The following is a 17,363-nucleotide window of genomic DNA, read 5'->3' as shown; positions in this document are numbered from 1 at the left end:
GGCTCCCGTTGCGAACGGGGGCTTGCAAAACATCGCCTTCGGGTGTCAGAGTCAGCTCATGGTATCCACACGACTTTCACGACTCGAAGGCCATCGCCGCAAGTTCATGGCGGTCATCGATGGCACGCCCGAATGCCAGCGCGCCGTCCATTATGCCGGCCGGCGTGCCAAGAATTCCAATGGCGGCCTCGTTTTGCTCTATGTGATCCCCGAAGGCGATTTCCAGCAATGGCTTGGCGTCGAGGAGATCATGCGGGCGGAAGCGCGCGAAGAGGCCGAGTCGGCGACCGCGAAGGCGGCGCAGGCCGTCCGCGAAAATATTGGCATCGACTCGGAGATCGTCATTCGCGAGGGGTCGGCCGTCGAGCAGATCAATGCGGTGATCGAGGACGACCGGGACATCGCGCTTCTCGTGCTTGCCGCCGGCTCGGCCAAGGAAGGCCCAGGCCCGCTCGTCTCGTCGATTGCCGGCCGTGCGGCCGCCTTTCCGATCCCGGTGACGGTGCTTCCGGATACGCTCAGCAACGAGGAAATCGACGCGCTGAGCTGATGTGCACGTGCCATTTCTTGAGAAACACTGTCTTGAATAGAATGGCCAAAAGGCCTATTTTCTTTTGAAATATTCTAAAGTCGGGACCGGGCGTCTGCCCGCCGCATGGAGATCAAGATGTTCATTCAGACCGAAGCGACGCCGAACCCCGCGACCCTCAAATTCCTGCCGGGCAAGGTTGTCATGGAAAATGGCACGGCCGAGTTTCGCAGTGTCGAGGAAGCCGAGGCTTCGCCGCTGGCCGCCCGCCTCTTCGAGATCTCGGGCGTGACCGGTGTCTATTTCGGCTATGATTTCATCTCGGTCTCCAAGGAAAGTCAGGAATGGCAGCATCTGAAGCCCGCTATCCTCGGTTCGATCATGGAGCATTTCATGTCCGGCAAGCCGGTCATGGGCTCTTCTTCGGTGTCTTCGGAAGTGCAGGATGCCGGCGGCGAATTCTTCGATGAGGGCGACGAGGCAATCGTGCTCACCATCAAGGAATTGCTCGATACGCGCGTGCGCCCGGCCGTTGCCCAGGATGGCGGCGACATCACCTTCCGCGGCTTCCGCGACGGCAAGGTTTACTTGAACATGAAGGGGTCCTGCGCCGGCTGCCCGTCTTCCACGGCGACGCTGAAGCATGGCGTGCAGAACCTTCTGCGCCATTTCGTCCCGGAAGTGCAGGAAGTCGAAGCCGTCTAATCCCGGCCTAGCGGAAAAATTGACATGATCGTACTGGCGCTCGACACGGCAGGTGTGGATTGCGCTGCCGCTGTGTATGATAGCGGCAGTGATTCTGTGATGGGGGAGGTCACGGAAACGATCGGACGAGGGCATGCCGAGCATTTGATGCACGTTGTCGACGAGGCGCTGGCGAAAGCCAATATAGCGCTTTCGGCGGTCGGGCGTGTCGTCGTGACCGTCGGCCCCGGTTCCTTCACCGGCATCCGCATCGGCGTAGCCGCCGCTCGCGGTTTTGCGCTCTCCCTCAATGTTCCTGCGGTTGGCGTCACGACCCTTGAGGTCATGGCGGCGACCACGCGAGAGCAGAATCCGGGCAAGTCGGTTCTGGCTGCCATCGACGCCAAGCGCGAGGAGATCTATCTCCAGGGCTTCGATGCCGACGGCAACCCGCTGGACGAGGCTCGGGCCGTGACGATCGACGAAGCGCGGGCGATTGCCAGCACCTTCGATGGCATCGTCACCGGAACGGCTGTCGTCCGGTTGCGCGACGCGCCGCCGGCGGAGCGGCCAGACGCATTTCCGATTGCCGTCGTCGCCCGGCTGGGCGCTGGCAAGCCTGCCGGCGAAAAGCCGAAGCCGCTTTATCTTCGCGGACCCGATGCCAGACCGCAGGCCGGATACGCAGTTGCCAGGCAATAGACATGCTCGAATCCTACCTGACCTTGAAAGCCGAATACGAAATCGTTCCGATGGAGATGAAGGATTGCGCCGAGGTGGCGCTTCTGCACGGAGAGCGGTTCCCGCGGGTCTGGGACGAGAGTGAGTTTCAGAGCCTCCTCGGGCAGGAAACGACCTTTGGCTTCGTCGCCCGCCAGACCAACGCCATCCTGAAGAAGGCGCTTCCTGGCTTCGTGCTGGCGCGGCATGTGGCGGGCGAAGGCGAGATCCTGACGATCGCCGTCAACGCCAAGCTCGGACGCTCCGGCCTCGGCTGGAGGCTGATGCAGGCTGCCCTTCGTGAGGCCCGCAGTCGCGGCGGAGAAGCCATGTTCCTGGAAGTTGACGGCGGCAACCAGCCGGCGCTTGGCCTCTACCGCAAGCTCGGCTTCGAAACCGTCGGCGAGCGCAAGGCCTACTATGTCGGCGAAAACGGCCAGAAGTCGACGGCGCTTGTCATGCGGCGTGTTCTTCGCTAGTCCGTTGTCACAGTCCAAACAGACCGAAGACCGCGATTGATGGAAGACGCCGTAAAATCCCTGGAGGAGCTTTGCGCCGAGCGCGGCATGCGCATGACGGAGCAGCGCCGGGTCATCGCGCGCATCATCGAGAATTCCGGGGATCACCCCGATGTCGAGGAGCTCCACCGGCGTTCCGTCGAGGTGGATGCGAAAATCTCGATCTCGACGGTCTATCGCACCGTCAAGCTCTTCGAAGATGCAGGCCTTCTTGCCCGCCATGATTTTCGCGATGGACGGTCCCGCTACGAAACCGTGCCGGAAGAGCACCATGATCACCTGATCGACCTGAAAAGCGGCAAGGTGATCGAATTCCACTCGCCGGAGATCGAGGCGCTGCAGGAGCGTATTGCCCGCGAACACGGCTTCAAACTCGTCGACCACCGGCTGGAGCTTTACGGCATCCGGCTGAAGAAGGACGAAGGTTGACGTGAAGGCTTTCATGCAGGAGCGAATGATTTGATGACCTGGCTGCGCATCGGCTGTGCCGCCGTGGTCATTGGCGTCGTCAGCGCCGCGATGCTGCCGCTGCAGATCCTTTGCCTGCGCTTCGACTGGAAGCTCAGACGCTATCTGCCGCGCTATTGGCATCGCATCGTCTGCTACTGGCTTGGCGTGCGCATCCATGTGGTCGGCAAGATGGAGACGAGCCGGCCGTTGATGCTGGCGTCCAACCATTCGTCCTGGCTCGATATTCTCGTCCTGTCGGCGGTGGCCGATGTCTCCTTCATCGCCAAGTCGGAGGTGCGGGATTGGCCGATCTTCGGCCTGTTCGCGCAGTGGCAGAAGAGCGTGTTCGTCGAGCGCGAGCAGAAGCGCAAGACCGGCGAGCAGGTGAACGAGATCGCCGACCGCATGGCCGATGGCGAAATCATGGTGCTGTTTCCGGAAGGAACCACCTCGGACGGCAATCGGCTGCTCGAGGTCAAGTCCTCGCTGTTCGGCGCCGCCGCCGCGGCACTGCCGAAGGCGCCGGATGCCGTCGTGCATGTCCAGCCGGTTGCCGTCGCCTACACTCGCGTCCATGGCACGGCGATGGGCCGCTATTATCGCCCGCTGACGGCATGGCCAGGTGACATCGAGCTCGTGCCGCACCTGAAGGGCATCATCCAGTGCGGCGCCATCGATGTCGACGTCTGCTTCGGCGAAGCCGTCGATTATCGTGCCGGCACCAACCGCAAGGAAGTCAGCGCCACCATTGCGCGGCGCATCCGCACGATGCTCGCCAGCCGGCTGCTCGGCCGCGAGATCGCCTGATTTCCAGGTGATTCCAACTTTTTCGTTTTCTCCGAAAGCAAAAGCCACTACATAGCGGCCATGACCAAGGACAGCCTAACTCTCGACGCCCCGGTGACCGATGCCTTGCAGCTCGGCCCCCGCGACGGCTCCAACAGCCGCAAGGTCTTCATCAAGACCTATGGCTGCCAGATGAACGTCTATGATTCCACGCGGATGAGCGATGCGCTCGCGCGCGACGGCTATGAGTCGACCGAGGACATGGAAGAGGCCGATCTCGTCCTATTGAACACCTGCCATATCCGCGAGAAGGCGGCCGAAAAGGTCTATTCCGCGCTCGGCCGCCTGCGCGAGATGAAGAAGCGCAAGGCCGCCGACGGCCGCGAAATGATGATCGGCGTCACCGGCTGCGTCGCGCAAGCCGAGGGCGAAGAGATCCTGCGCCGCGCGCCCGCCGTGGATGTGGTCATCGGCCCGCAGACCTATCATCGCCTGCCGGATGCGCTTCGCCGCGCCAAGGAAGGCCAGCGCGTCGTCGACACCGAATATGCGATCGAGGACAAGTTCGAGCATCTGCCGATCGCCGAAAAGGCGAAAATCCGCGCCCGCGGCGTCACCGCCTTCCTGACGGTGCAGGAAGGGTGCGACAAGTTCTGCACCTTCTGCGTCGTGCCATATACCCGCGGCTCCGAAGTCTCCCGCCCGGTCGCCCAGATCGTCGAAGAGGCTGAGAAACTTGTGGATGGCGGCGTGCGCGAAATCACGCTGCTCGGCCAGAACGTCAATGCTTGGCATGGCATCGGCCCGAAGGGCGAGGCCTGGAGCCTGGGCGATCTTCTCTATCGCCTGGCTGAAATCCCCGGTCTCGCGCGTCTGCGCTACACCACCAGCCACCCGCGCGACATGGACGATCGGCTGATCGGCGCGCATCGCGACCTGCGCACGCTGATGCCTTACCTGCATCTGCCCGTCCAGGCCGGCTCGGATCGCATCCTGAAGGCGATGAACCGGCGGCATACGGCTGCGGAATACCTCACGCTCGTCGAGAAGATCCGCGCTGCCCGGCCTGACATCGCCTTGTCCGGCGATTTCATCGTCGGTTTCCCGGGGGAGACAGACCAGGATTTTGAGGATACATTGAGACTGATCGAGGAGGTGAATTATGCACAGGCCTTCTCGTTCAAATATTCCACGCGGCCAGGTACGCCCGGCGCGGAGTTGAAGGATCAGGTGCCCGAAGAGTTCAAGACCGAACGACTGGAGCGTTTGCAGGCATTGTTGCTGAGGCAGCAGCATGCGTTTGCCGAGGCTTGTGTGGGCAAAACAGTGGATATCCTTCTGGAAAAGCCGGGCCGGATGCCGGGCCAGTTGATTGGACGCTCTCCCTGGCTGCAATCTGTGAATGTTGATGCAAAAGCATCGCAAATCGGTGACATTATTAACGTACGAATCACCGGAACCAGCACCAACAGCCTTTTTGCTGAATTGCTCTAGGTTCCGGACGGGCACAAGGAGCCGCACCGCTTGAACGGACAGGAATTGGTTTCTTCTTCATCGCGCCAGCCCCGCACCGCGAGCGACGCCAATCACTTCACTCTGACGTTCGAGAACAATCGGTTCGCCAGCGAACTTTTCGGGCAGTTCGACCAGAATTTGAAGTTGCTCGAGGAGCGGCTCGGCATCGATGCCCGCGCCCGCGGCAATTCCGTCGTCATAGCAGGGGACGTGCTGGCCACCAATCAGGCGCGCCGCACGCTCGATTACCTCTATGACAAGCTGCAAAAAGGCGGCAATGTGGAGCGTTCCGATGTGGAAGGGGCAATCCGCATGGCGGTTGCCGCCGACGACCAATTGACACTGCCGACCATGGAGAGAAAAGCCAAATTGACGATGGCGCAGATTTCGACGCGCAAGAAGACGATCATCGCTCGCACGCCGACCCAGGACGCCTATATGCGGGCGCTGGAGCGTTCCGAGCTCGTTCTTGGCGTCGGCCCCGCCGGTACCGGTAAGACCTATCTCGCCGTCGCGCATGCCGCCCAACTTCTGGAGCGCGGCGCCGTGGAAAAGATCATCCTGTCGCGCCCGGCCGTCGAGGCAGGCGAGCGTCTCGGCTTCCTACCCGGCGACATGAAGGAAAAGGTCGATCCCTATCTGCGTCCACTCTATGATGCGCTCTACGATATGATGCCGGGCGACAAGGTCGAGCGTGCCATCACCGCGGGCGTCATCGAAATCGCGCCGCTCGCCTTCATGCGCGGTCGTACGCTTGCCAATGCCGCAGTCATCCTCGACGAGGCGCAGAACACGACCTCCATGCAGATGAAGATGTTCCTGACCCGCCTCGGCGAAAATTCGCGGATGATCGTGACGGGCGATCCGAGCCAGATCGACCTGCCGCGCGGCGTCAAGTCCGGTCTGGTGGAAGCGCTGCAGCTGTTGGACGGCGTCGAGGGCATTTCCATCGTCCGCTTCAAGGATACGGACGTCGTCCGTCATCCGCTGGTGGCGCGCATCGTTCGGGCCTATGATTCCACCTATGCCGCAAAGGCAGAGGAAAGCGATCCGCAGATCTGATCTGCGGTGCGGAAACCGATGGCCGAACTCGATATACAGATCAGCGTGGAGGAGGGCGACTGGCCCTCCGATGAGGAGTTGCAAGTCCTGGCCGAGCAGGTGCTGGGAGCCGCGGCCGCCTATTTGAAGACGCATGAAAAGCAGCCTTTTCCGAAAACGGCGACCGAATTGTCGCTGGTGTTCACAAACGATGCTTCCATTCGCGAAATCAATGCGGAGTGGCGCTCGCAGGACAAGGCGACGAATGTCCTTTCCTTCCCGGCCTTCCCGCTTGAGCCCGGCGGCAAGCCCGGCCCGATGCTTGGCGACATCATCATCGCCAGGGAGACGGTGGAGCGCGAGGCGGTCGATCTGGAAAAGAGTTTTGACGACCATCTGGCGCATTTGATGGTGCATGGTTTCTTGCATCTCTTCGGCTACGACCATATGAATAATAGCGAAGCCGAAAGAATGGAGGGGCTGGAGACTCGCATTTTGGCTGGTCTTGGCCTATCTGATCCCTATGCGGGACAAGACCCCATTTGATCTGAACCCTGTCTGACCAGGAACAATGAGCGACTTTACGACAAGATCGGCCCCCGAGGCCAAAGACGGAGCCGAAGCGGCCTCCTCCGACGAGGCAGGCAGTAGTAGCAACGGCAAGCGATCCCATTCTTCTTTCTGGGCGCGCGCTGCGCGTATCCTGCGACCGGCACAGGACTCCGCCCGGCTGCGCGAGGATCTCGCCGACGCATTGATGACCAACGCCGCCGATGATGATGCCTTTTCGCCCGACGAGCGCGCAATGCTGCACAATATCTTGCGCTTCCGCGAGGTGCGCGTCGAGGATGTCATGGTGCCACGCGCCGATATCGAGGCGGTCGATCAGAATATCACCATAGGCGAGCTGATGATCCTCTTCGAGGAAAGCGGCCGCTCGCGCATGCCTGTCTATGCCGAGACGCTGGATGATCCGCGCGGCATGGTGCATATCCGCGACCTGCTATCCTATGTCGCCAAGCAGGCGCGCAACAAGCGCCGTGCCGGCAGCGCCAAGGCGGCAGCCGCCGCAACGGGCACGCCCGCAGCCGAAAAGCCGGCGCGCTCGACCAAGCCGAATTTCGATCTTTCCCGGGTCGATCTGCAGAAGACGCTGGCCGAGGCCGGCATCATCCGCAAGATCCTGTTCGTGCCGCCCTCCATGCTGGCTTCCGATCTCCTGCGCCGCATGCAGGTCAACCGCACGCAGATGGCGCTTGTCATCGACGAATATGGCGGCACGGATGGTCTGGCCTCGCATGAGGACATCGTCGAAATGGTCGTCGGTGACATCGACGATGAGCACGATGACGAAGAAGTGATGTTCAAGCGCGTCTCCGAGGATGTTTTCGTAGCCGATGCCCGCGTCGAGCTAGAGGAGATCGCTGCGGCGATCGGCTCGGATTTCGACATCAGCGAGCAGGTCGACGAGGTGGACACGCTTGGTGGCCTGATCTTCTCCGCTCTCGGCCGCATTCCGGTGCGCGGCGAAGTGGTGCAGGCGCTTCCGGGCTTTGAATTCCACATTCTCGATGCCGATCCGCGCCGCATCAAGCGGGTGCGCATCACGCGCAAGCGTCATGCCGCTCGCCGCCGGCCGACCGTCAAGCTGGAAGGGGAGGCAGGCGCGCCCGAGCGCGATTTGCCGGCACCGGAAACAATTGCCGAGGAAACCTCGGTCGGGTCCAACACCGCCAGCCACTAGCGCAATTCCGGGAAAAGCACGTAGCGGTTTCCGTCCGGAATTGCTGAAAACAAGAGGCTGAAGCCTTTTCACGATTCGAAGAAAAGCGGAAAGCTTCTAAAGCACGTCGCGGTCTTTCAGATTCGCTTCCCACGCTCTAGGTCTTTGATTTTGCGCATGGCGTTGTCGCGAAATCGCTGCACACTTTTACGCAACATGCTCTCGCTGCCACTTCAGCGGGACAAACCGCTGCATTTTTGAAAGACTGCGGCCAGTTGATTCGCAGTTGAACGGAGCTGGCGCATGGAATGGCTTTCGGGCCGGGTGATCCTCGTCTGGGGTTTCAAACGTGCGTTGCTTGTTGTTCTTGCCGGTGCCATCGGCGTCCTGGCGCTGCCGCCTTTCGGCTTTTTCGCCGCGATGTTCGTCTCCTTCACGCTGCTGGTCTGCCTGCTGGACGGCGTTGCCGCAGGCCCTGACAGTGGGCTGCTCGGGCGGCTGTGGCCGGCCTTCTTCACCGGCTGGCTGTTCGGCTTCGGCTATTTCGTTGCCGGTCTCTGGTGGCTCGGCCACGCACTGCTGATCGATGCCGACGAGTTCGCCTGGGCCTTGCCGCTGGCGATCCTCGGCTTGCCCGCCTTTCTCGCGGTTTTCTATGGCGTGGCGACCATGCTTGCCCGTATCCTGTGGTCCGATGGCATGGGGCGCATCACCGCGCTCGCCTTCAGTTTCGGCATCCTGGAATGGCTGCGCAGCTTTCTGTTCACCGGCTTTCCCTGGAACGCCATCGGCTATGGCGCCATGCCCATTCCGCTGATGATGCAGTCGGCGCATGTGATCGGCGTGCTGGGCGTCACCGTGCTCGCCGTCTTCGTCTTCGCGGCACCGGCATTGCTCGGCACACGCCAGGGGCGACTGCCGGGGATCGGCCTTGCCGTCGTCATCGCCGCCGCGCATTTCGGCTATGGCTATTACGCGCTGAACCTGTCGCAAGCGCCGCTGGCCGATGGCAAGACGGCGCCGGTCGTGCGCATCGTTCAGCCTTCCATCGACCAGGAAACCAAGATGGACACGGCTGCCGATCGCGCCGCCATCTTCGACAGGCATCTGGCGCTTTCGGTTCAGCCGCCGGCAAACGGCGGCAAGCGGCCCGACATCATCGTCTGGCCCGAGACTGCTGTGCCCTTCATCCTGACCGATAACCGGGATGCGCTTGCTCGCATCGCGGATCAGCTCGAGGACGATCAGGTCCTGATCACCGGCGCCGTCCGCGTCGAAGACATGGGGCCGGGTGTCGAGCCTCGCTACTACAATTCGATCTACGTCATCGACGGCCGCGGCCAGATCATCGGCGCTTCCGACAAGACCCATCTTGTGCCCTTCGGCGAATACGTGCCCTTCGAACACATCCTCAGCTATCTCGGCATCGAGAATGTCGTGGAACTGCCGGGAGGTTTTTCCGCAGCTGCCAAGCGGCAACTGCTGACCTTGCCCGATGGCCTCAAATTCTATCCGCTGATCTGCTACGAGATCATCTTTCCGAATGAGATGACACCGGGGATCCGGCAGGCCGATGCCATCCTCAATGTCACGAATGATGGCTGGTTCGGCGACACACCGGGTCCATACCAGCATTTCCTGCAGGCAAGGGTGAGGGCGGTGGAGCAGGGGCTGCCACTGATTCGAAGCGCCAATACCGGCATTTCAGCTTTTGTCGATCCATATGGGCGTGTGCTTTCTGGTATTGGTTATAATCAACAAGGCTTCATAGATACCACTTTAGGTGGCGCAACCCTGTCGCGCATAGACGACAAAGCCAGGGAAATATACTTTTGGTTGATTGTCGGGGTAGTCGGCATGATGGCTTTGATTTCACGCATGGGTTTTATTTCCAGGGTGAATTGACCAAAAAACCCTAAAATTGCATAGTGCTTAGTGTCCGCCTTTCGAACGTAAACTGGAGGCCTTGGGGGCGTCGGCTGCAACGTGGCGTTATAGGGGTGGTGAAGGGTACCGGGTGGCAGGTCCTGAATTCAACCTATGTTAGGGTATTATGATGATTGAAAACAAAAAGAAGCCGAACCCCATCGACATCCATGTCGGTAGCCGCATACGCCTCCGCCGCACGATGCTTGGCATGAGCCAGGAGAAGCTCGGCGAAAGCCTGGGAATTACGTTTCAACAGATTCAGAAATACGAAAAAGGCACCAACCGCGTTGGCGCCAGCCGCCTGCAGAACATCTCCAGCATTCTCAATGTCCCGGTTTCCTTCTTTTTCGAGGATGCGCCGGGTGAGCATTCGGCCTCCGCCGGCGGCATGGCCGAGGCATCCAGCTCCAACTACGTCGTCGACTTTCTGTCCTCTTCCGAAGGATTGCAGCTCAATCGCGCCTTCGTGAAAATTTCCGATGGCAAGGTCCGACGCAAGGTCGTCGAGCTGGTCAAGGCGCTTGCAGCCGAGGCGGACGCCGAATAGCCCTTCGAAGCAAGGCCGAACCGGTAAAATCGAGAGGCGGTCATTTTGGCCGCCTTTTCCGCATTTACGGCAAAATTTTATCACTTTGACCGAGATATAAAGATATATTTATGTCCTTGTGTGGCTTGTTTTTCGAGCTGGAGGCGAATATCAAAAGCAGAGATTTGTTCTTTGAGGGGAATCCCGCATGCGCGCGAATTATCTGTTTACGAGTGAGTCTGTTGCCGAAGGTCACCCGGATAAAGTCTGTGACCGCATCTCCGATGAAATTGTCGATCTGGTTTACCGCGAGGCCACGAAGACCGGCGTGAACCCCTGGACCGTGCGCATCGCATGCGAGACCCTCGCTACCACCAACCGTGTCGTCATCGCCGGCGAAGTTCGTCTGCCGCCGAGCCTGATGAAGAAGGACAAGGACGGCAACGACGTCATCAATCCTTCGAAGTTCAAGGCCGCAGCCCGCCGCGCCATCAAGGATATCGGCTACGAGCAGGACGGCTTCCATTGGAAGAAGGCGCGCATCGACGTGCTCCTGCACTCGCAGTCGGCCGACATCGCCCAGGGCGTTGACAATGCTGCCGACCAGCAGGGCGACGAAGGCGCCGGCGACCAGGGGATCATGTTCGGCTACGCCTGCCGCGAAACCCCGGACCTCATGCCGGCACCGATCTACTATTCGCACAGGATCCTGCAGCTGTTGGCTGCCGCCCGCAAGAAGGGCGATGGCGACGTCGCCAAGCTTGGCCCGGACGCCAAGAGCCAGGTGACGGTGCGTTACGTGGACGGCAAGCCGTCGGAAGCAACCTCCATCGTGCTTTCCACCCAGCATCTCGATGATAGCTGGGATTCGAAGAAGGTTCGCTCCGTCGTCGAGCCCTATATCGTCGAAGCGCTCGGCGATCTGAAGATTGCCTCCGATTGCAAGTGGTACATCAACCCGACCGGCAAGTTCGTCATTGGCGGCCCGGACGGCGACGCCGGCCTCACCGGCCGCAAGATCATCGTCGACACCTATGGCGGCGCAGCCCCGCACGGCGGCGGCGCCTTCTCGGGCAAGGACACCACCAAGGTCGACCGTTCCGCAGCCTATGCCGCTCGCTATCTCGCAAAGAACGTCGTTGCCGCCGGCCTCTCCGACCGCTGCACGATCCAGCTGTCCTATGCCATCGGCGTTGCCCAGCCGCTGTCGATCTATGTCGACCTGCACGGCACGGGCAAGGGCGTCAGCGAAGACCAGGTTGAAGCGGCCATCCGCAAGAACATGGACCTTTCGCCGACCGGCATCCGCCGTCACCTCGATCTCAACAAGCCGATCTATGCCAAGACCTCGGCCTACGGTCATTTCGGTCGCAAGGCCGGTCGTGACGGTTCCTTCTCCTGGGAGCGTACGGACCTGGTCAAGGCTCTCAAGGAAGCCGTAAAGCTCCGGGAAGCCGCATGATCGATACTGAGCGCCGGTCGCGGGCGACGGAAGCATTCTTCGGCCGGCGCAAGGGTAAGGCCTTGCGCGGCCAGCAGGCTGAAAAGCTGGAAGCATTGCTGCCACAATACATCGTGGATCTTTCCGCCCCGACGCCGCAGCCGCCGAATGATCTTTTCCCGGTGCCGACCGAGCGTCTGCGCCTGGAAATCGGCTTCGGTGGCGGCGAGCATCTGATTCACAGGGCGCTCGAGCAGCCGAAGACCGGCTTCATCGGCGTGGAACCCTTCGTCAATTCGATGCAGAAGCTGCTTGCGCGTGTCGATGAAGCCGGCGCGCACAATATCCGCGTCTACAATGACGACGCGACGCAGGTGCTGGATTGGCTGCCGGACAACTGCCTCGACCAGATCGACCTGCTCTATCCCGATCCCTGGCCGAAGAAGAAACACTGGAAGCGCCGCTTCGTTTCCCAGGTGAACCTTGCCCGCTTCCATCGCGTCCTGAAGCCTGGGGCTCTCTTCTGCTTCGCATCCGACATCGACACCTATGTCAACTGGACGCTGCAGCATTGCCATGCGCATGGCGGCTTCGAATGGACCGCCCGGAATGCCGCCGATTGGCTGACGCCCTATGTGGGCTGGCCCAGCACGCGCTACGAGGCGAAGGCTCGGCGCGAGGGGCGCTCGTCCGCCTATCTGACCTTCAAAAGGGTCTGATTGCTCGTTTCCCAGGGCGAAAATTTGAGATCTCAGTGACCGCATCATCCCGTACGGACAGCCACTCGAGGCGGTCTGGATCATGCGCATGCGTCGCAGGATGGGGCCGGTTCGATGCGGTCCTTGCAAGCGATGAAGTTCACCGCCGGGCGACGCTTCAGGTCAGTGCAGGCTGACCGTCTTCAGTTCGTCTTCCGCCGCACGATAGAATGTGCTGGAGCGATTGTCCGTTAAAAGGATCGGCGTGCCGTCGGCGCCGAAAAGTGCCCAGAGATCGACATCAGGGTCGATGCTCGGCGCTTCCGGGAAGCAGCGGGATACTTCGGACCAGTCCATTTTTCTGATGTAGGCGACCTCGCCGGCGCCGATATTGGCAAGCTCGGTTTGGGTCAGGCGGGCGGTAGCTTCTTTCAACAACATGCTCGTACCTCCAGTATGAGGGACCAACGGCCCCAGAGCATGATGTCGAAAACTATAATCGGCTTTCGGACGGCATCGTGCTCTAGCTATTTGATTCTAGGCCGGATTCAGATTTCAGGGCGATTCGACCTAAAATCATCCGGCTCTAGGCCGTTGTTCTACTGTGAGACCGAAATGTTAATTTTCTTTACTATACGGTCCGGTTCCGGCCGGATGAGATCGACGGAGAGCAAGCCGTTCTTTAGCGTGGCGCCGAGCACCTGCATGCCGTCGGCAAGCACGAAGACGCGCTGGAATTGCCGGGCGGCAATGCCGCGATAGAGATAGTCGCGCTCACCCTGTTCGATCTGGCGTCCGCGGATCAGAAGCTGGTTTTCCTCTGTGCTGACATCGAGTTCCTCTTCCGAAAAGCCTGCGACCGCGAGCGTGATGCGCAGCCGCTCCGGCTCGCCCGACAGGCGGTCCGCACGCATCCGTTCGATATTGTAAGGGGGGTATCCGTCACTGACCTTGGAAATCCGCTCCAGCGTCTTTTCCATGGTATCGAAGCCCAGAAGTAGCGGGCTGGCAAAGGGAGTCGTCCGGCTCATCGTCTCAAAGTCCTTGGGTGTCAAGCGACCGTTCCGGACCTGATTTTCAGCACCCGGTTGTCCCTAATATGGGAGTACGCGCCTGTGAGTGCAAGCCATCGCATCTTCGCATTTGCGAGATGGAATTCCGCCGTGAGGATTCGTTTCGTCACATGGCCTTCGAGCGCTTGACAAAGCCCGACCGGACCCGCGACAAAGCCTGTCGATCGTTACCGGAGGAAAGCCACAGATATGACCGAACCCAGAAAAATCATCATCGACACCGACCCCGGTCAGGACGATGCCGCGGCGATCTTCCTCGCCTTCGGTAGCCGCCAGGAGATCGACGTGCTTGGCATCACCACGGTCGCCGGCAATGTGCCGCTGCGGCTGACGAGCCGTAACGCCCGCATCGTTTGCGAGCTCTGCAATCGCCGCGACGTCAAGGTTTTCGCCGGCGCCGATGCACCGCTGAAGCGCAAGCTGGTCACCGCCGAGCATGTACATGGCAAGACCGGCCTCGACGGCCCGGATCTAGCCGAGCCGACGATGGAGCTGCAGCCGGGCCACGCCGTCGATTTCATCATCGACACGCTGCGCAAGGAGCCGGAAGGGGCAGTCACCCTCTGCACGCTCGGACCGCTGACCAATATCGCGATGGCCTTCCAGAAGGCACCTGACATCGTCGCGCGGGTGCGCGAACTTGTCATGATGGGCGGCGGCTTCTTCGAGGGCGGCAACATCACGCCGGCCGCCGAATTCAACATCTATGTCGACCCGGAGGCGGCAGATGTCGTGTTCCGCTCCGGCGTGCCCATCGTCATGATGCCGCTCGATGTCACGCATAAGCTGCTGACCCGAAAGGATCGCGTCGTCCGCATCGCTGCCGTCGGCACTCCGCCGGCCAAGGCCATGGTGGAGATGCTGGAATTCTTCGAGCGCTTTGACATCGAGAAATACGGCTCGGATGGCGGCCCGCTGCACGACCCGACCGTTATCGCTTATCTCCTGAAACCCGAGCTGTTCAAGGGGCGCGAGTGCAATGTCGAGATCGAGGTAACGTCGGAGCTGACGGTGGGTATGACGGTTGTCGATTGGTGGCACGTCACTGACCGCAAGCACAATGCCAAGGTTATGCGCGATGTCGATGCCGACGGCTTCTTCGCGCTTTTGACGGAGCGGTTCGCCCGTATCTGATCGAGACTATCTGATCGGGATCAACAGAAAGGCCGCCGGATCGCTCCGGCGGCCTTTTGATTCATCAAACTAAGCCGGCTTAGAATTCTTCCCAATCGTCCTGGGCAAGCGCATTGGCACCCTGGGTCTGAAGAACGGGCTTGCGCGTCGGCGCGGCTGCCCTGCGCGGAGAGACAGGCGCCCGCATCTGCTGGGCGGTGGCCCGCAACGCGCCGGCATTGTCCTGAGCGGCGCCTACGGTGCGGAACCGTGCGACGAGGGCCTTCAGCGTCTGGGCTTCCTCGGCAAGCGCCACGCTGGAGGCAGTGGTTTCCTCGACCATCGCGGCGTTTTGCTGGGTCACCTGATCCATCTGGTTCATGGCGGAGTTGATTTCCTTCAGCCCGATGGCCTGCTCGCTCGCGGAGGCGGAGATCTGGCGGATCAGGCCGTTGATCTCCATCACCTGCTGGGCGATCTTGTGCAGGGCATCGCCTGTGCGGCCGACCAGATCCACGCCTTCCTTGACCTGCCCCGCCGAAGCATTGATCAGGGTCTTGATTTCCTTGGCGGCGTTGGCCGAGCGCTGGGCGAGCTCTCTAACTTCCTGCGCAACGACGGCAAACCCCTTGCCGGCTTCACCGGCACGGGCGGCTTCGACGCCGGCGTTGAGCGCCAGCAGGTTGGTCTGGAAGGCGATCTCGTCGATGACGCCGATGATACGCGACACTTCCAGCGACGATTGCTCGATGCCATGCATGGAGGAAATGGCCCGCTGGACGATCTCGCCGGAACGCTCGGCATCCTTAGACGCGGCATTGACGCTGCTTGCGGCGGTGCGGGCGTTTTCGGCGCTCGAATTGACCTGCGCGGTGAGCTGGTTGAGGGCCGCCGCCGTCTCTTCCAAGCTTGCCGCTTGCTGCTCGGTGCGACGGGCGAGATCCGAGGCGCTGTTGCTGATTTCGCTGGTGCCGCCGCCGATATTGCCGACGCTGACATTGACGGTGTGGACGGTTTCTTCGAGGCTTGCCAGCGCGGCGTTGAAATCCTGCTTGAGCTGGGCGTATTCGCCCGGGAAGTCGTCCGTGATCCTTTGATTGAGATTGCCCTTCGAGAGTTCGGCCAGGCTTTGTCCCAGAATGCTGACGATCTGGCGCTGCAGCGCGACGCTCTCGCCGCGTTCGGCTTCCGAACGGCGACGCTCGCCCTCGGCAGCCAGACGCTGATCGTTGGCTTCGCCTTCGAGGCGCTTGGTATCGGCCAGCTTGAAGCGGAAGCCTTCCAGCGCCTTGGCGACGGAACCGACTTCGTCGGCGCGGGCCTGACCGGCAACCGGCTCGGCGTAGTTGCCGGCGCTGAGGCGTTTGACGCTGGCGACGAGACCGGCGAGCGGCGTCTGCACGAAGCCGCGCACGGCGGCATAGAGAGCCAGCATGACGGCGGCGAGCACAAGGATGCCGGCGACGATCATCATATAGGTCTGGTCACGCACCGGCGCTGCGATCGCACTGTGCGGCACGTCGATGAGGACGACCCAGGTCGCGTTGAGGCCCGGAACGGCGAAGGGGTAGACGACGCGATCGAATTCCTCGCCGCCGTTTTCCGAAAGGTTCCTGAGCAGGTTTGCGGAAGAGGAAGTCAGCGCTGCCTTGATGGTGTCCGCGCCGGAGCCGTTATAATCCTTCATCAGCAGGTCGGGGGCCGGCGCAACGAGCCACTTGTTGTCCTGGGAAACCAGCAGAACGCGACCCGTGCCGAAAGGTTGAAGTTTCTGCAGCTTGGTGGAAAGCGAGGCAAGAGAGATATCGACGCCTGCGATGCCGATCAGCTTACCGCCGGACATTACCGGATAGGCGATCGAGCTCATGGTCGTCGGGACGTCGGTGCCCTGGGCGAGGTAGGGCGGGGTAATCGCACCCTTGCCGCTATCGGCTGCAAGCTTCCACCAGGCGGCCGTGTAATCGTTGTCGAAAGTGGAGAACTGGATGCCGCCATCCTTGGTCTTGGACCAATAGGGCGCGAAGGCACCCTTGTCGTTGACACCTTCATCCTTGTTGTTGGCGAGTTCCGTCGTCTTGCCGTCCAGCGCGCCGAGCTGCTCGCAGAACCAGCTGCCGAAGGCAAAGGCATTCTGTTCGACATTCGCCTTGAGGATGTTGATCATGCCCTTGCGATCGAAGGTATGGCCTTCGTGGCCGCGGCCGATGATGGCAGCCATGGAGCGGGCGGCGCTGGCCATTTCGCCGACATTGGCGGCGATCTCGTTGGAGATGGATTTGGCCTCGGTATTGGCCTGATCCATCGTCAGTGCCTCGACGCGATCGCGAGTCTGGGAAATCAATAAAAAGTTGGAAACCAGCAACACGAGCGCAATCGCCAGCCCGGTGACCAAGATCAGCTTGGCCGCAAGCGACTTCATACGAAAGATAAACATCATTTCCTCGAAAAAGCGATGCGTCGGATACACATTATCCAGATGCAAAGTCGGCGCAGGATGGCCCTGTCATGGGACCGCCGTTAAAATCCTGCCGCAGCCGGAAGGCCATACACGCCAGGCCAAAGGAGAATGATGTGGAAGCGCAAAAATTTAATTAATTGCGCTTCGCAAGGTCACGAA

18 protein-coding genes are annotated in these 17,363 nt (G+C 60.9%); 15 read left to right on the top strand and 3 right to left on the bottom strand.

Going from position 1 to position 17,363, the window contains the following annotated elements; all coding sequences use genetic code 11:
- The first annotated feature begins 58 nt into the window (after positions 1-58).
- From HGP12_RS23415 to HGP12_RS23350, 14 genes are all read left to right on the top strand, one after another.
- Positions 59-550: a universal stress protein gene (locus HGP12_RS23415; protein ID WP_168841208.1), complete on the top strand. Its 492-nt coding sequence runs from the start codon at positions 59-61 to the stop codon at positions 548-550.
- Between the two features lie 117 nt (positions 551-667).
- On the top strand, positions 668-1,234 hold the full coding sequence (locus HGP12_RS23410) for a NifU family protein (protein WP_168841207.1): 567 nt from the start codon (positions 668-670) through the stop codon (positions 1,232-1,234).
- Between the two features lie 24 nt (positions 1,235-1,258).
- The gene (gene tsaB, locus HGP12_RS23405; RefSeq protein ID WP_168841206.1) at positions 1,259-1,915 is read left to right on the top strand and encodes a tRNA (adenosine(37)-N6)-threonylcarbamoyltransferase complex dimerization subunit type 1 TsaB; all 657 of its coding nucleotides are present in this window, start codon (positions 1,259-1,261) and stop codon (positions 1,913-1,915) included.
- A gap of 2 nt (positions 1,916-1,917) precedes the next feature.
- Positions 1,918-2,412 (top strand): GNAT family N-acetyltransferase, encoded by a 495-nt coding sequence (locus HGP12_RS23400; protein WP_168841205.1) that lies wholly within the window; start codon positions 1,918-1,920, stop codon positions 2,410-2,412.
- A gap of 39 nt (positions 2,413-2,451) precedes the next feature.
- Entirely contained in the window at positions 2,452-2,880 is a 429-nt protein-coding gene (locus tag HGP12_RS23395; RefSeq protein WP_168841204.1) for a Fur family transcriptional regulator, read from the top strand.
- A 30-nt stretch (positions 2,881-2,910) separates the two neighbouring features.
- On the top strand, positions 2,911-3,708 hold the full coding sequence (locus HGP12_RS23390; RefSeq protein ID WP_168841203.1) for a 1-acyl-sn-glycerol-3-phosphate acyltransferase: 798 nt from the start codon (positions 2,911-2,913) through the stop codon (positions 3,706-3,708).
- Between the two features lie 60 nt (positions 3,709-3,768).
- A complete protein-coding gene (gene miaB, locus HGP12_RS23385) occupies positions 3,769-5,181 on the top strand; it encodes a tRNA (N6-isopentenyl adenosine(37)-C2)-methylthiotransferase MiaB (RefSeq protein WP_168841202.1) in 1,413 nt (470 codons plus the stop codon).
- Positions 5,182-5,211: 30 nt separating this feature from the next.
- The gene (locus HGP12_RS23380) at positions 5,212-6,264 is read left to right on the top strand and encodes a PhoH family protein (RefSeq protein WP_168841201.1); all 1,053 of its coding nucleotides are present in this window, start codon (positions 5,212-5,214) and stop codon (positions 6,262-6,264) included.
- Between the two features lie 18 nt (positions 6,265-6,282).
- On the top strand, positions 6,283-6,789 hold the full coding sequence (gene ybeY, locus HGP12_RS23375; RefSeq protein ID WP_168841200.1) for an rRNA maturation RNase YbeY: 507 nt from the start codon (positions 6,283-6,285) through the stop codon (positions 6,787-6,789).
- A 25-nt stretch (positions 6,790-6,814) separates the two neighbouring features.
- Entirely contained in the window at positions 6,815-7,987 is a 1,173-nt protein-coding gene (locus tag HGP12_RS23370; RefSeq protein WP_168841199.1) for a hemolysin family protein, read from the top strand.
- Between the two features lie 282 nt (positions 7,988-8,269).
- Positions 8,270-9,871, top strand: a complete 1,602-nt coding sequence (gene lnt, locus HGP12_RS23365) for an apolipoprotein N-acyltransferase (RefSeq protein WP_168879631.1) — start codon at positions 8,270-8,272, stop codon at positions 9,869-9,871.
- Between the two features lie 151 nt (positions 9,872-10,022).
- Positions 10,023-10,442 (top strand): helix-turn-helix domain-containing protein, encoded by a 420-nt coding sequence (locus tag HGP12_RS23360; RefSeq protein WP_168841197.1) that lies wholly within the window; start codon positions 10,023-10,025, stop codon positions 10,440-10,442.
- Between the two features lie 187 nt (positions 10,443-10,629).
- Positions 10,630-11,883, top strand: a complete 1,254-nt coding sequence (metK, locus tag HGP12_RS23355; RefSeq protein ID WP_168841196.1) for a methionine adenosyltransferase — start codon at positions 10,630-10,632, stop codon at positions 11,881-11,883.
- On the top strand, positions 11,880-12,581 hold the full coding sequence (locus tag HGP12_RS23350) for a tRNA (guanine(46)-N(7))-methyltransferase TrmB (protein WP_168841195.1): 702 nt from the start codon (positions 11,880-11,882) through the stop codon (positions 12,579-12,581). The genes metK and HGP12_RS23350 overlap by 4 nt, the downstream gene beginning before the upstream one ends.
- Positions 12,582-12,743: 162 nt before the next feature.
- Here HGP12_RS23350 and HGP12_RS23345 read toward each other — a convergent pair whose 3' ends face one another.
- Entirely contained in the window at positions 12,744-13,001 is a 258-nt protein-coding gene (locus HGP12_RS23345; protein WP_168841194.1) for a DUF1150 family protein, read from the bottom strand.
- A 158-nt stretch (positions 13,002-13,159) separates the two neighbouring features.
- On the bottom strand, positions 13,160-13,591 hold the full coding sequence (locus HGP12_RS23340; RefSeq protein ID WP_168841193.1) for an Hsp20 family protein: 432 nt from the start codon (positions 13,589-13,591) through the stop codon (positions 13,160-13,162).
- Between the two features lie 231 nt (positions 13,592-13,822).
- Here HGP12_RS23340 and HGP12_RS23335 point away from each other — a divergent pair, with 231 nt between their 5' ends.
- The gene (locus HGP12_RS23335) at positions 13,823-14,767 is read left to right on the top strand and encodes a nucleoside hydrolase (protein ID WP_168841192.1); all 945 of its coding nucleotides are present in this window, start codon (positions 13,823-13,825) and stop codon (positions 14,765-14,767) included.
- 79 nt (positions 14,768-14,846) lie between these two features.
- Here the strand turns inward: HGP12_RS23335 and HGP12_RS23330 are convergent, their stop codons facing one another.
- Entirely contained in the window at positions 14,847-17,180 is a 2,334-nt protein-coding gene (locus HGP12_RS23330; RefSeq protein ID WP_168841191.1) for a methyl-accepting chemotaxis protein, read from the bottom strand.
- Positions 17,181-17,363 lie beyond the last annotated feature (183 nt).

Source organism: Rhizobium sp. P28RR-XV, assembly GCF_012641385.1.
Classification (GTDB): domain Bacteria; phylum Pseudomonadota; class Alphaproteobacteria; order Rhizobiales; family Rhizobiaceae; genus Rhizobium.
The sequence above is the reverse complement of the archived record's forward strand: the minus strand, read 5'-3'. Positions and strand labels throughout refer to the sequence as shown.